The organism is Achromobacter sp. SD115 (genome assembly GCF_017355315.1).
Classification (GTDB): Bacteria; Pseudomonadota; Gammaproteobacteria; order Burkholderiales; family Burkholderiaceae_B; genus Achromobacter; species Achromobacter xylosoxidans_B.
In genome coordinates, this window is sequence record NZ_JADIJM010000017.1 from 102,479 (window position 1) to 117,366 (window position 14,888).

The following is a 14,888-nucleotide window of genomic DNA, read 5'->3' on the forward strand; positions in this document are numbered from 1 at the left end:
TGGTGGTTGCATTCATCCGCGGCAATTGAACGTCTGTGGCGAGTCGTCGATTCTCATCGTCAGGGGCTTGGCCGGGAAGTGTTGCGTGATGCCTGGGTACAACGCCATCTGGTCCCGTTCCTGCTTATTGCCTGGCGAGGAGACATCCGAAAGGAAGATGCGGACATTGCCAGTGTTCTCTAATGTCACGCCCTCCTTCTCGCAGCGATGCGACCAACTCGCCCGCTGGTTGGCGGGAGGCGGCATGTGCTGAATCAGCACGCCATAAGCGATGGCGACGGACATCGGGGCCGTGATCTTGTCCTGAGGGGCTTCGTCGACATGCATGGCTTTCACCGGAACGATATACAGGCGATACATCTCCTCCGATACGGGCACCGCCAGCGACTTCAGACCGATCGAACGGCTCTGGCCCGGCCCCAATGTCAGCTTGTCGGTATTGGCGAGCACGCTGGGGTGTTCGAGTTGGCTCAGCGGCACTTTTTCTTCTGGCTGCTGGCCAGGATTCATGACCTTCAGTAGCGAGATCGATAGATAGAGCGGCGCGTCTCCCACGTTCCTGACGGTCACGCCGTACTCATGGCCATTGAAGACTTTCAGGCGGGCCGGCATCACCATCAGTTCGCCGTCGGCTCGCGCCAGCGGCGCCGCCAGCAGCATCAGGCAGAATACTGAGGGTAGGGCGGTGCGTAGCATCATGGTTTTCTCCTGGTTTCGTGCTCGCTTACTGGCAGCGGTAGTAACCGCCGTTGTAGGTGTTCGTGAGGTCGCAGCGATAGCGGCGGCCAGGCTGCGCCACCGTGATCACGCGGAGCACGGTCTTGCTGGCGATTGAGAACAACCCGTTGGGATACGCGGAGTCTCCAGTCTCGAGGATGCTCCCGCCCACGGGTTTGCCGGAAGGGTCCGTCAGAATGCCGCTATAGACCATGTGGATCGCCACTTTGGCTTGCGCCGCGTATACCTGACCAGGATGGGCGCGGACGATATTGGCTGGGACCTCGATGTTCATGTCCATGTCCGCGCTATTGCTCAGTACCCGGGCAAACGGCACATCGTTGTAGTTGTTCAGCGGTACGGCATACGTACCGCCGCCTGCCACCGGATGGCCCTCCACGTTGAAGCCATAGGGCGTGCCCGGGACGTCCGGTGTCTTCAGCAGCATGGCGCTGCCGCTGCCGCTATAGCGGCCCAACGCCAGACCGTCTGCGCTGGCGGCCAGCATGCCGCGGTAATTGAAATCCGCGTTGCTGCCGCCGTCGCCGTGGCCAAGATTGAGGGAGACATCGCCGAGCGTGCCGGAGCGGCTGCCCTGGAGGCTGGCGCTGTCGTTCCTGCCGCTTCGGTTGACCGTCACGCCGGCGGTCGATGTGCCATAACTGTCCTGAAACTCCTTGCGGTAGTCGCCGCTGAGCTGGGTCTCCCCCCCCTGGCGGGCTGCGCGGAAGCTGGCCTGTGTCTTGTCCAGGGTCCAGCTCATGTTGAAGTACACGGCGTAGCCGTCATCGCGCCTGCTGTAGCCGCCTTTCTGGACGCCTACCGAGAAGGTCGACCATAGACCGTTGGGACGGTAGTTCCAGCGCGCTTCGGCCTGTTGTATTTCGCCGCGGCTGTGCTTGTTGTAGTTGTAGCCCAGCACAACCCCGCTCACTAATCTGCTGTACGACAGGCTGGTGCTGGGCGCACCCCAGTAGAAGCGCGATACGCGGGTGCTCTGGTAGCGACTCGCCGAGAGACCGCCCAGCACCGGATCGTTTACCGACAGGTTGATGTAGCCGCCCGTTCCGAGTTCGCCGCGGAGCAACCCCAGCGTGGGGAGGAGGTCCGCCGAGCCGATGCGGGAGGGACGCGAAAGATTGAGTTCGGCCGCCCAGCGTGATCGGTCGCCGCTGAGGACCGAGGTGTTCAGGTAGAACTGGCTCAGGTTGCGGCTGAGGGCGGCCTGGAACAGTTGCCCGCCTTCGCCCATTTCCTTACCCGCGGTCATGTGCCAGGAGTTGCCGCCGTCACCATTGAAATTCAGGTTGTTGACATCACGCGTTTCGCGGTTGATCAGATTCCCGTTGCGGTCCACCAGCCGGATCTCCACCGGGTAGTAGCCGCCGGGCAGGTCGATGAATCTGATCTCATTGCGGCCGAGTATGGCGGGCCGCTTCAGGATGAGACGGTCGTTGCGGTAGAACTCGTAGTTCCCTTCCGCGGTGGAATAAAGCACTAGCGAGCCCGTGTCGCGGTCAGCGCGTAAATGATCCTGGCTTCCGATCGTGAAAAACTGGTCGAAGCTAGGCGTCAGCATCGTGCTGACCGAACCGGAGGCATAGTCGAGGTTGTTCTGCTTGCCCGCCCGCACATAGGTGCTTTGAAAGTTCTTCTGCAGGAAGTAGGATGATATGCCCTGAGCGCGACGGCTTTCGCCGCGCATGCGATGGCGGCTGCCGTACCAGCTCATGTAGGCGAAGCTGCGCATCGGCAGTCCCAGCCACGTCGCGCCGCTGACGTTCATGGCGCGATAGTTGTCGGACGAGCCGCGCAGGTCCAGCGATTGATTGTTGATCAACCCCCAGGTCGTCACCGGGAGCAGGTAATCGTCGCCTGAGCTTCTCATCTGCAGTGTGCGGCGGACCTTGTCGATGGTCACGTGGTAGTCCGCTACGCGCAGATCGCAGCCGTCGACGCATTGCTTGTAGTCGATCCCGGAAACTACTTGGCGGATGGCTTCTATTTCTTCCTGTGTCACGCCGTTTTCGGCGTACTTCATCGAATCGAAGGTAAGCTGATTCAGAGTCGAAGAATAGGAAATCAATCCTGGCAGGGTCTTCCCGTTGATGCTGGAGACGTAGCTGGCGCTGTTATCCATTTCGACCGCGCTGAAGCCCTCCGGAATGCCGTAGGAGACTCTTGCTTGCGCAAGTACCTGTGCTGATGCAAGTGCCAACGTGCACGCCAAGGATACTTTCAGGCAACAACCAACCCACAAAGCGTACATGCCCGGTATTCCAGAGGAGAATGAAGGCCCGAATCGGGCCCTTGATGTAGGGAGCCTGACGGGCTTAGGCGGGCTCGAACATCAAGACCAGGTCACCGCTATAGCTGCCGTTGGTGTTGCCGGCTGGGGTGGGAGTGGGGGCTTTTACAGAGATCTTCAGATCGTGCAAGTCGTCGTAGGCGCCAATGGCGGTGTTGACGGTGCCCTGACCAACCTTTTGCGGACTGTTGGATATCACGACCGGCGTGCCGCCGGAATTGGCGTGCGTGATGCTCACCGTGGTGTTCCGCATGGTGTAGTTGGTGCCGACAAGTTCAAACGGTTTCACCAGCGCAACAGTGAAGGCGTTGGACTTTGACCACACGCGGATAGGAAGGGTCTTGGTGAATTCCTGCTGCGAGGAACTGGTGGGCTCGAGTGATTCGTTGCTATACCACGAGGTGCCGTCGGGCTTGGAGACGTAAAGTGCGTCGTGGATCTGGGCCGTCAGAGTGATGGCCTTGGAAATGGGGTTGGCGGCGTGTGCAGCCCCGGCAAACGCGCCGGCCAATCCCATCACGATCAGGATCTTGTTCAGTTTCATATGAAAACCTGGAGTTGATGTTGAATGAATGCCTTCGAAGATTGTTGAAGGCGGGGTTGTGTAGCGGACGCCTCGTGTGCGTCCGACCCCATGCATCATCCTTGTTCGAAGCTTCCCCAGGGCTGAGAAATTTCTTGTTTTTATGCCGAAAAAATCCCGCTCATGCGCGCCTAGCGCGCACGGCCTCCCACCTTGAAGTCGCGCCACCTGTCTCCCCCCATCGTCAGCAGCAATTCCAGGCTGTCCGCGCCGATGCGCGTGGACAGCAGGTCTCCCTGGAACGTCAGGTTGGGAAACGACCGCATCCAATGAAAATCGGTCGCGTCATTGATGTTCATGACCAGCACCGGCAGCTTGAACGCCTGCGCGCGCTGCAACAGCGTGAAGAACCTTCCATGCAGCATGGGATGCGCCGAGAGCCGTTCGGGGATCTTCAGGTGCAGGCCCACGACGCGCAGCGCGCCGTGCGGGACCGGCCGGCCTTCCACCAGCGTCGGGCTGATCCTCACTCTCAGGCCGGCATTGAAATCGTGCCGGCTCTTGTGGAGTTCGGCATCCGGCAGCAGATCCCATGTCATGGGGATGTTGAGCGTGACCAGCGATGCCGGATAGCTCGGACCCGTCGCGCCATCTTCGGCTTGGCCGGATTGCAAGCGCAGGCGGTTTTGATCCAGCGACAGGTTCAGCTCCGCGCACACGCTGTGCGCAGACCAAGGGAAGCCGGCGGTATCGCGCGCATAGGTGAGTGACAGAGGTATGCCTTGATTGCCCTGCCGGAAGAGGTATAGCGCATGCTGGAGTTCGTGCGCGGCGGGATGGCTGTCGAGTCGTTGGAAGGACTGGTCTGGCGGCAGATCGGGCAATGCGTATTCGCATACCCGGCCATCCGCGGAAAAGACGGGTTGATAACCGGCTTGTGTCGATGACCGAAATGCGGGGCGGGAATCGGCGCCGCCGCCGGGAAGAGATTCCATTGTTTTGGGCGCAGGCCAGCGCGCTGCCGGCCAGGATGGCGACGACGTTTGTGCGCATGGCATGCATTCTGTTTGCAACGTGTGATTCTAGAAATCACAAGAGGCATGGGCCATGGGAATATTCTCAATTGCCCCCGATGGAATCGCATCTGATCCAGCGGCCGTTGCGGAAATGTGGCGGCTTGAGGTCAACCGCTGCCATCATTTTCGATTTCGCGCATCTTGCCGCGTAGCTGTGCGATGAACGCGGCGAACTGCTGAGGCATCGAGCCACCCACGCCCTCTTTGCGCAGCAGGGAGGCAAGATCGTCGGCCATATTCAGCAGGGGGGCCATGTGCACGGCAGCCAACCCCCCGCGTATCCGGTGCAGCAAGGCGCGGACATCCGCGCTGTCGCCGTTCTTCAGCGAGGCTTCCAGCCGTACGAGATCCTGGTCCATGGTTTCCAGAAAGATGGCCTGATATTTGGCAGGGACCGCCGGCGTGCCGCTCCGTGGCGATTCCGTTGCAATCCGGGGCGTTGCGGCCGGGATCTCTGGCTTTGGGTGAGGCGCGGCGGCGTACGCCTGGAGCCCCTGCCTGAGCGCACGCAAGCCGATGGGCTTGGCGAGCCAGCCGTTGATGCCGGCCGCCCCGCACCGCTGTTCCTCCGCCTGGGTCGCGCTCATGACCAGGGCAATGACGGGAACTGTGGCGCCCTGGGCGCGCAGGGTCCTGGCGAGCGCATAGCCGTTCATGCCGGGCATGTCGGCATCCGCCAGCACCAGGTCGAAGGGACGTACGTTCCACAATGCCAGTCCTTCGGTCCCGTCCGATGCGAGCGTGACGTGGCAACCCAGGCGCATGAGCTGGTCGTGCAGCGTCGCCTGGTTGATGAGATTGCCCTCCACGACCAGGGTCCGAAGATTGAGGAGGCCATGGACAGGGCGCGGGCTGTCTGGCTGCGGGCCGGACCCGCCCCGCATCAGATCCTGCACGGCATACCCTATCTGGCGCGCGGAGTGCCGGTTCACCAGGACGGCGCTGGCGCCGCTGCGCGCGGTCCCCGCCACGATGCGTGGACCTTTCCATGGCGCATGTTCAGCATTGCCGTCCAACGCCAGATCGATCAGCATGCCGTCCCCGCCGTCGTTTACGACGACGCCGGCTGGCACTGTCCTCGACTGGGCGCCCCAGTGTCGCAGCCACTGCGCCACGCTTTCGCCCGCTTCCTTGCGGGCGCAACGCACCAGCACGTGCAGGCCCTGCAACTGGGGGGACGCGCCGGAGGGTTCGTCCGCCTGGTCCAGCACGAAGGAAACGGAAAAGCTGCTGCCCAGCCCCGGTTCGCTGATGACTTGGATGCGGGTCCCCATGAACGCCGCCAGGCGGGCGCACAGGAACAGGCCCAGGCCGAGGCCCGCGCCGCGCCCAGCCCGAGGGCCGGCGCCGGCTTGATGGAAAGGCTTGAACAGCATGGCCTGTTCGGACGGGGAGATGCCGATGCCGCTATCGGCAATCTGCAGGTCGAGACGGACTTTGGCGTCGGGCATTGCCTGGGCTCGCAGCCTGGCGACGACGTGACCGGAATCCGTGAACTTGATGGCGTTGCTCAGCAGATTGCTCAGGATTTGCCGGATGCGGCCGGCGTCGCCGTGGACGCAGCCCGGCACCGCGGTGTCCAGGCAGCCGTAGATGATCAGTCCCTTCTGTTCGGCCATCGGGGCATGGGCCGCCAGCGTGCTTTCGACCAGCTCCCGCGGGTCGAAAGCGCCGGCCTCCCGGGCGAACTGGCCGGACTCTATCCTGGCGATGTCGAGCAGGTCGCCGATGAGCTGCTCGAGTACGAGGGAGGCGTTCTGGATGCGGCCGACGTGTTGCCGTTGCTCCTCGTCAAGCGCGGTCATGCCCAGCACTTCGAGAGTACCCAGCAGCCCGTACAGCGGCGCGCGGATCTCGCGGGTGATGTTGGACAGTATGCCGGCCCCGGACTCGTGGACCTTGTCGGCCTGGGCCTTGGCGAGGCCAAGCAGATGCTCCATCTCGGCGCGCGCGCTGGTGTCGGCGAAGGCGCACAGCACCACGTCCTGCCTGCGGTATTGCGTGGGGGCATAGGCTACCGCCAGCGAGCGGCCATCATGGGCGTTGAACGCCTCGATGTTGCCTGGTTCCGTTGCATCCAGGGCCTGCTGCAACAGGCGCCTGACATCGGGCGTATCCGGCAGCGTCTGGCCGGCGCCCGCTCCCAGCCATTGCAGAGCCAGGGCGTTGCTGAAGACTAGTCGGCCGTTGGCGCGGGAGAGTGCGCATAGCGCGCAGGGTACCGTGGCGAGCATCGTCCGGCTGAGCGCCTCGCATTCGGCGAGCGCCTGCCGCGCTGCACTCGCTGGCTGGACGATGTAACGGTTGCACCAGTACCAGAAGATGGCGCACGCATAGAGTCCGGCCGCGAGCAGCAGCAAGGCGCAGGCGAAAAGCCAGGCATTGGCGTGCACGAGCGTCGGGAAGTCGAGCCTCAGCAATTCTGCATGTCGCCGCTGGAACTGTTGTTGTCCACAGTAGAGCGCGGCGGCGCAGAACAGGGCGAGGGGAAAGGCATAGAGGAACGCGATACTCAGGCGGCGCGCGCCGCCGTTTTTTTTCTTCAGCGGCATATCCAGTATCGGAGCAATGACGACAGGCCCGGCCTTAGTGGGGCGGGGACAAGGGGGTGAAATAGGAACTGGGCTCGTAGGCCAGCAATTCGCAGAAGGTCGCGACATTGACCGCGGCGGAGATCAGGAATCCCTGCGCGACATCGCAGCCGATCCGCCGCAGCAATTGCAGGTCCTCCAGCGTCTCCACGCCCTCGGCCGTCACTTGCAGGCCGAGTTGCCGTCCCAGTTGGACAGAGGCCACCAGGGCGGCCGCGAGGACCTCGTCCGTTGCGGCGCCGTTGACGAATGCCCGATCGATCTTCAATTCGGTGAAGGGCGTGGAGATGAGGCTGTACATCGAGCTGTAACCCTTGCCGAAGTCATCCTGCGACAGGCCGAAACCCTTCAGGCGCAGGCGGCTTGCCCCCATGTGGAACTGGCCCGCGAGTGTCGGCATCGCGTCTTCCAGCAGCTCGAAGGTCACGTCCGAGGCGGGAACGTCCAGCCTGGCGACCATGGCATGGAGCTCGTCCGGCAGTTGCGGAAGGTCCAGCAGGCTGGCGGAAAGATTGACCGAAATGGGGATGCGGTGTCCCAGCTCGCGCCAGAGGGAATAGGCTTTCAGGCCGTCGTCCAGCATGCGCAGGAGCAGTTCGTGATCCAGGTCGCAGGCGCGCAGCGATGCCAGGAACGAGGACGGCAGCATCAGGCCCAGTTCCTTGTGCTGCCAGCGGACCAGCGCCTCGGCGCCGACGATGTTGCCGGAGACGAGTGACTTCTTCGGCTGGAACCAGGCGTGGATACTGCCGTCGCGTAGCGCGCTTTCAAGCATGCGCCGGTCGAGCAGCGGCCGGGCAGGGGTGGCGCAGGCGTGGGGCCGCGCGGGTGGCAGGCCGAGTGGCTGGGTGGGCGGCTTTCTCAACAGGCCGGTCGCCAGACTGCCGATCTGCTCTGTGGTAACGGGTTTGATGAACGATCCCAGCACGGCGAATCCGCGCTCTTTTGCCATGAGGCCGATGCTGTTGCTCATCCGGCGGGAACATCCCGTGACGATCGCCAGTATCGGATTCAGATCGCGACAGGCGAGTTCATGGATGAACTGCGCGCCGTCCATGCCCGGCATGTCCACGTCCATGAGTACCAGTTGATGGCCTTCCTTTCGTATCCGCTCCAGCGCATCGTGCGCGTCCAGCGTCGTGTCGACGTGCACGAAGCCCGTCTCTTCGAGCATGTCTTTCAGCAGGACGCACTGGTAGGCGTGATCGTCCAGGACCAGTACCTTGAGTTTGGACAGCATTTGTTTTCAGCCTTTTGCGTATGCATGCAGGGTTGCGGTCAGGGCCAGGATAGGCAGGGGTTTCAGCAGCACCTGGTTCATTCCGGCTTCCAGCCCCTTGGTGATGGTCTCGGGCGCGGCGCTGGCGGTCACGCCCAGTATGGTTCCCTGGTAGCCGAGCTCGCGCAGGGCGCGCGCCAGCTCGTAGCCATCCAGGATCGGCATGTTGATGTCGGTAATGACCGCGTCGAATTTTTCAGGGTTCCAGCGCTGCAACGCCTCGCGGCCATTGAAGACAATGCTGGCCGAGCACCCCAGGTGTTCAAGCTGCTCCCGCAGGATGGCCTGGTTGATCGCGTTGTCTTCGACCACCAGGATCCGCTGTCCCAGCGACAGGCGTTGCGCGCGGGGAGGGGGCAGCAAGGTTTGTTCGCGGCCATGCTGGGCCATCTGTACCGCGATGCCGATGCTGAACGGATTGCCCTGGCTCATGATGCCGAGGCGGCCGCCGCGCGATGCAATGGAAGCGTGCTCCGCGCCCGGGGCAAGCACGCGGACCTTGCTTCCGGTCCAGGACGCGTCAGGCTGTCCGGGAGGCCAGGTCTGCAGCAGGACGGCGCTGTCGGCTTCCGGCACATGGCCCTGTCCTCGATACGGCATGGCGATGGCCCCCCATTTGTTCAGCCACGCGCATGCGTTCGCCACGACTTCGGGAATGGCGCCGTTGACGTAGACTGCGCTGCGCCGCAGCTGTATGGGCGATGCCGGATCCATCTCGGTTACATCCAGCGTGATGGCGAACGTGATGCTGGTGCCCAGGCCGACCTCGCTGACCAGGGATAGGTCGCCCCCCATCAGATCGACCAGGCGCCGGCTGATGGCCAGTCCCAGGCCGGTGCCGGTCGCGTCCTGGACCAGGCCGGAATGCGCGCGGAAATAGGGTTCAAACAGCTGGGTTTGCGATTCCGCGCGTATGCCCACGCCGGTATCCGCGACCTGGAAGCGCAGCGTCACTCTGCCCGATGCGACCGCGCTCGCGCTTGCACGCAGTACGACGCGGCCCGCCTCGGTGAATTTGACGGCGTTGCTCACCAGGTTGTTGAGGATCTGCTGCAGCCTGGTCGGGTCTCCCTGCACCATTGCCGGCATGCCGATGCCGGCGATCGCAAATATCTGCAGTCCCTTGCCCTGGGCGCGGGCGGCATAGTTGGCCACGACTCCTGCCAGCATCTCCGTGGGGGAGAACTCAGACAGGATCAAGTCCTCGTGGCCGGCCTCCATGCGTGACAGGTCCAGCGTGTCGTTGATGGTGCGCAGCAAAGTCGAAGACGACTGCTGCATGGTGTGCAGGTATTGCTGCTGCTGGCTCGTCATGGACGTGAGCGCGAGCAACTCCAGCGTGCCGAGGATGCCGTACAGCGGCGTGCGGATTTCATGGCTGATCGTGGCGAAGAACAAGGTCTTCGCATCGTTCGCCTGGTCGGCGGCCTGCTTGGCATTGCGCAGGGTGCGTTCCACTTCCTTCTGGGCGGAAATGTCACTGATGGCGCATATCACTACATTCTCGGATTGGTAGCTGGTCGCGGCGTACGTCAGGCTGACGGTGCGCCCGTCGCCGAGCTGATACTCATGCCGGCCGGTCTGGTCGCCTGCGGCGCGCGTGTCCTCGCGCCAGCTGTCGTGCGCGTCCAGCAGATGGCGCGCGGCCTCGTTTGATATGACTTGGGTGCCGTCGGCGGGGCGGACCAGGCTGAGCCCGATCGGCGCGACTTCGATGATCTTCCGGTTCAAGGCGAGGCTGTCGATGAGCGCCATCTGATGCCTCATCGCCGGCGAGACCAGCTTTTCCCTGATGTGGCGTACGCCCAGCAGGACCACGGCGCTCAGGCCGGCCGCGATAGCACCCACGGCCCAGAAGGCGGATGCGCCATGTCGCAGCACATCCTGCGTTGGCACATAGTAGATCAGCCGCCAGCCGGCCTCGCCGACGGCCTTGCTGAGCGCCAGGCTATGGGGCAGCCAGCTTTGGCCCTGGAAGCCGAAGGAGTCGCGCGCCAGTCGTGCCGATATCGAGTCGCTGGCGGCCGGGTCGGACCCGCCCTGCAAGGCCACCCGGCTGTCGCTGTCGTAAAGCGCATAGCTCGCGCCGTCGCTGGCGTGCTCCGCAGTGATCACGGATGCGATGTCGTCAACCTCCAGCCCGACCCAGGTCTGCTCGCGCCCTGTCGTGTCCAGCGGGGTATAGAGAAACAGATGATCGTGGGAGTCTGTCAGGGGTCGGATCCAGACGACGGGCGCGCGGCCGTCCTCAGGATTCGGTGTGGCGTGGTGCGCGGCCAGGGTTTCGTAGAGCCATTTCTCGGTGTCCCTCGAGAGGGCGTGGCTGCTGCGCCGTGTGTCGTCCAGCGCCAGATGCGTCGAGCCGGGTTCGGCCAGCGTGGTGTAGACGATGCGCGCATTGGCGGCCGCCACGTCCGCCCGATTGCGGCGGGTGAGGATCAGCGCCCACTCGTAGGCGTCCGCCCCGTTCGTCAGCGGGATCACGTTGATCTGTCCAGTCTGGCCGAAAGTCCTGGGTGTTTGCTGGGCCGGTACGCGGTCGGTGTTGCGTACCGACGAGGCGGCCACCGCCCGGAGCAGCGTTTCGCGCTGGTCGAAGAAGATCTGTGCCCGGTCGGCGGCGGCGTTCATGCGGCGGCGGTAGCTGGAGACCTCGTCGCTGAAGGACCAATACATCGACAGCATCGTCCCGACGAGTATGCAGGCCAGCAGCGCCATGGCGAGCAGGTGCAACAGGATCATCGGCAACCGGGTTGCCGGCATGTATCCGTCGGGGAGACTGGGGGCGGCCATCATGCAAACGATGGTATGGGCCGGGCCGATCTGCACGGATAAGAAAATTCTGGAAGCAGGACCACGCCAGGCCGCGTTTACGCCACTCGGCATGTCAATTTGTTTCCCCGGCGTGTTGAAAATCCGCGGAAACAAGCCCGAGCGTATTGGAATGGATGGTATCCATTATCCAAAAATAGATAATTTGGATATTGTCTTTATTGACTATTTTTATTCTAAGGATGGTATCCGAATATCAAAAATGCGCCTTAGGATGGTATCCAAGTTGCTGATTTAAATAATAAAGATGGTATCTATTAATTAATTTTTGGTATTGAAAAAAAAGGGGTATAAATTGCCTCCTTTTTTCGAGAAACATGTTTCGCCCATTTGGATTGCCCGGTTACTTAATAATACTTTTATAGCGATCCGGTAATGCCTTGGGTTTATCAGATTAATTAATCGACATAGGGAGGATTTACGTTGATACATGACACGAAGAAATGGCTGACGGCGACGCTCGCATTGAGCGCGTCCTACTGCGGTGGCGTCACGGCTGCGGACTTGACGGTGACGTCGGGCAATACGCAGGTGTTCGACGGCTCGGCCAATTTCCCCGGGGGGGTGGATGTCAACGGCGGCACGCTGGTGATCGGCGGCAACGGCGGCGGCTCGGGCGTCACGCTCGGCGGCAACGTCAATGCGAATTCGAACGGGACCGTCGCGGGCTTTGGCTCGATCAATGGCGATCTCAACGTATCCGGCGCGCGCGTGGCGCCCGGGTATGAAGTTGGCACGCCGACGGGGGTCTCCAACGGCAACCTGGTCGTCAACGGCAACCTGTCGATGAACAACGCGGTGTTCAACTTCGAGACCGGCTATGCGGGGCTGCCGATCACGCAGCCCGGCACTGGCGACAACATCACCGTGCGCGGCAATGCCGCCATCAACAACACCACGCTGAACGTCACGGTCAATACCTTGGGCGTCAACGCCGGCTACTACCGGATTCTGTCGTATGGCGGCAACCTGAGCGGCAACGGCCTGACGCTGGGCTCGGTCTCGGGCGATTCGGCGCCGGCCGCCACCATCCAGAACCTGACCGGCGACAAGCAGATCAATCTCATCCTGGGGCCGAGTACCACCAACCTGTGGAACGGCAACGGCGCGGCATCCGCGACCCGCTCGGGCGGCGGCAACGGCACCTGGAGCGCGGCCGGCACGAACTGGAACAGCCCGAGCAATGCCAACGGCGCGCTGCCCGATGGCGGCTACGCGATCTTCACTGGCGCGGCCGGCACGGTGACCGTGGACGGCAGCGCAGGTCCGGTGCGCGTGTCGGGCATCCAGTTCGCCACCGACCGCTATCGCCTGCAGGGCGCGCCCATCACCCTGGTTGGCAGCGGCGGCAATCCGCCCGCCATCGTGGTCGGCGATGGGACCTATGCCTCGGGCCAATTCGTCGACACCATCGACAATCCCTTGCAAGGCACGCAGGGCTTCGTCAAGACCGGTCCGGGATCGGTGATCCTGACGGCGGACAGCAGCGGCCTCACCGGTCCCATCCTGATCGCCGACGGCGCCCTGGAGATCGACGGCAAGCTGAACGGTCCGATGGACATCGGCCGCGAGGTCGTGCTGGCGGGCGTGGGCCAGGTGGGGACCACCAACCTGTATCCCACCGCGGTGATCTCTCCCGGCAACGATGGCACGCCCATGGGCACGCTCACGGTCAACGGCAACCTGACCTTTGGCCAGAACACCATCTACCGCGTGCATGCCGATCCGGCCAGCACCCTCAGCGACCGCATCCACGTCACCGGCGTTGCCTACCTCGACGGCACCGTGGCGCACGTGGGGCCCGATGGCAACTACGCGCCGCGCACGACCTACAACATCCTGACGGCGGATGGCGGCATCCAGGGCCAGTTCACCGGCGCTTCGAGCGCTTATGCCTTCCTGACGCCCACGCTCAGCTATGACCCGAAGAATGCGTACATGACGCTGACGCGCAATGATGTGCCTATCGGCAGCATCGGCGGCTCGGGCAACGAGAGCAGCGTGGGCGGAGCGCTGGACAAAGAGGAACCGCCCGCGACGGGCAACGGTTCGTCTTCGACGGGCAACGGTTCGTCTTCGACCGGCAATGGCTCGTCGTCAACGGGCAACGGCTCGTCTTCGACCGGCAACGGCTCCTCGTCGACGGGCAACGGCTCTTCGTCGACGGGCGACGGTTCGTCTTCGACGGGTAACGGCTCCACGTCGACGGGCAACGGTTCGTCCTCGGCGGGCAATGGCTCGACCTCGACAGGCAACGGCTCGTCCACCGCCGGCAACGAAACGCCGCCCACCGGCAGCGGCTCTTCCCTGGTCGACAGCGGCATCGCCGCAGGCAAGAACACTGGCGCCAGCCAGGTGGCTACTGCCGTGCTCGCCATGACTCCGAATGAAGCGCGATCGGCCCTGAGGATGCTCTCGGGCGAAGTCTACGGCAGCACCGCGAGCGTACTGCTGAGCCAGGGCGACACGGTGCGCACGCTGCCGCTCTCGCATCTGCGCGGCAACCTCGACGCGCCGGTGCTGGCCGGACGTCCCACCGCCCAACTGGGCGCCCCCTCGTCCGACGCCATGCCGCAAAGCGGCGCATCGCCGGTCTGGGCGCAAGCGTTCGGCAACTGGAGCAAGTTCGACGGCGACAGCAACGCGTCCAGCCTGAGCCAATCGTCGGGCGGCCTGTTCGTCGGCGGCGATGGCGCGGTGGGCGGCGGCTGGCGTCTGGGCGGCGCGGTCGGCTACATCGGCAGCCACAACTCGATCGACGACACGTCCTCGCGCACCAATGTCGACAGCTATACGGCGACCCTGTTCGGCGGGCGGAATTTCCAGGCCGGTCCCGGCCACATCCGCTTCATGGCCGGCGCGGCCTACACCTGGCATGACATCGACGCGAAACGCGACGTGGCGGCCGGCAGCCTGAACCAGCGGCTCGAGTCGTCGTATCACGCCTCGTCGACGCAGGTGTTCACCGAGCTCGGCTACAACCTGCCGCTGGGCGATGCCTACACCATTGAACCGTTTGCGGGCCTGGCGTGGAACCAGCTGCGCACGCGCGGCTTCGAAGAGTCCGGCGGCACGGCGGCCCTGCACGGGTCCAGCAATTCCGACGACGTGACCAGCACCACGCTGGGACTGCGTGGCTCTTGGGAGTTCGGTTCCGACCGCGCGCCTGGCCGCCTGACCGCGTCGCTGGGCTGGCGCCATGCCATGGGCGATGTGCAGCCCAAGCAGCAGTTGGCCTTCGAAGGCGGCAGCACGTTCTCGGTGACGGGCGTGCCGATCGCGCGCAACGCCGCGGTGTTGGGCCTGGGCGCCGAGATGGCCATCACGCGCAACACGACGGCGGGCATCGCCTACGACGCGCAGTTCGGCGGCGGCAACCGGCAGCAGTCGGGCGTGCTCAAGCTGGCCGTGCGCTTCTGATCAGGCGCCGACAGGCGCAGCAAGGGTCGCGTTCATGACGCTTGCTGCGCCAGCGCCGGGCTGGAATCGAGAACAAATGAAAAAGGGGCGAATCGAAAGATTCGCCCCTTTTTCAAGGACTTGCTCAAGAATGCTCGCTGAG

Annotated in this window: 9 protein-coding genes; 2 read left to right on the forward strand and 7 right to left on the reverse strand. The window is 63.5% G+C overall.

Annotated elements, in window-relative coordinates:
* Positions 1 to 12 precede the first annotated feature (12 nt).
* The 7 genes from IPU70_RS22425 to IPU70_RS22455 form a co-directional block, all read right to left on the reverse strand.
* Positions 13 to 699 (reverse strand): pilus assembly protein, encoded by a 687-nt coding sequence (locus tag IPU70_RS22425; RefSeq protein WP_207470459.1) that lies wholly within the window; start codon positions 697 to 699, stop codon positions 13 to 15.
* Between the two features lie 25 nt (positions 700 to 724).
* Entirely contained in the window at positions 725 to 2,935 is a 2,211-nt protein-coding gene (locus IPU70_RS22430; protein WP_371819047.1) for a TcfC E-set like domain-containing protein, read from the reverse strand.
* A 115-nt stretch (positions 2,936 to 3,050) separates the two neighbouring features.
* A complete protein-coding gene (locus IPU70_RS22435; RefSeq protein ID WP_207470461.1) occupies positions 3,051 to 3,569 on the reverse strand; it encodes a fimbrial assembly protein in 519 nt (172 codons plus the stop codon).
* A 170-nt stretch (positions 3,570 to 3,739) separates the two neighbouring features.
* Positions 3,740 to 4,432, reverse strand: coding sequence for a hypothetical protein (locus IPU70_RS22440; RefSeq protein WP_207470463.1), 693 nt, complete (start codon positions 4,430 to 4,432; stop codon positions 3,740 to 3,742).
* A gap of 299 nt (positions 4,433 to 4,731) precedes the next feature.
* A complete protein-coding gene (locus IPU70_RS22445; protein ID WP_207470465.1) occupies positions 4,732 to 7,176 on the reverse strand; it encodes an ATP-binding protein in 2,445 nt (814 codons plus the stop codon).
* Positions 7,177 to 7,210: 34 nt separating this feature from the next.
* Positions 7,211 to 8,455: an EAL domain-containing protein gene (locus IPU70_RS22450; protein WP_207470468.1), complete on the reverse strand. Its 1,245-nt coding sequence runs from the start codon at positions 8,453 to 8,455 to the stop codon at positions 7,211 to 7,213.
* Positions 8,456 to 8,461: 6 nt separating this feature from the next.
* Positions 8,462 to 11,257 carry an ATP-binding protein gene (locus IPU70_RS22455; protein ID WP_242702645.1) on the reverse strand — a complete coding sequence of 932 codons (2,796 nt, stop codon included), beginning with the start codon at positions 11,255 to 11,257 and terminating at the stop codon, positions 8,462 to 8,464.
* 31 nt (positions 11,258 to 11,288) lie between these two features.
* Between IPU70_RS22455 and IPU70_RS22460 the strand changes: the two genes are divergently transcribed.
* Together IPU70_RS22460 and IPU70_RS22465 are read left to right on the forward strand one after the other, a co-directional pair.
* Positions 11,289 to 11,564: a hypothetical protein gene (locus IPU70_RS22460; RefSeq protein WP_207470469.1), complete on the forward strand. Its 276-nt coding sequence runs from the start codon at positions 11,289 to 11,291 to the stop codon at positions 11,562 to 11,564.
* Between the two features lie 185 nt (positions 11,565 to 11,749).
* Entirely contained in the window at positions 11,750 to 14,746 is a 2,997-nt protein-coding gene (locus IPU70_RS22465) for an autotransporter outer membrane beta-barrel domain-containing protein (RefSeq protein ID WP_207470477.1), read from the forward strand.
* The last annotated feature ends 142 nt before the right edge of the window (positions 14,747 to 14,888 follow it).

Bases quoted from the DNA above. Each gene is read 5' to 3' on its own strand.
- IPU70_RS22450 (WP_207470468.1), bottom strand. From the start codon at position 8,455: ATGCTGTCCAAACTCAAGGTACTGGTCCTGGACGATCACGCCTACCAG.
- IPU70_RS22445 (WP_207470465.1), bottom strand. From the start codon at position 7,176: ATGCCGCTGAAGAAAAAAAACGGCGGCGCGCGCCGCCTGAGTATCGCG.
- IPU70_RS22435 (WP_207470461.1), bottom strand. From the start codon at position 3,569: ATGAAACTGAACAAGATCCTGATCGTGATGGGATTGGCCGGCGCGTTT.
- IPU70_RS22460 (WP_207470469.1), top strand. From the start codon at position 11,289: ATGCAAACGATGGTATGGGCCGGGCCGATCTGCACGGATAAGAAAATT.
- IPU70_RS22455 (WP_242702645.1), bottom strand. From the start codon at position 11,257: ATGCCGGCAACCCGGTTGCCGATGATCCTGTTGCACCTGCTCGCCATG.
- IPU70_RS22425 (WP_207470459.1), bottom strand. From the start codon at position 699: ATGATGCTACGCACCGCCCTACCCTCAGTATTCTGCCTGATGCTGCTG.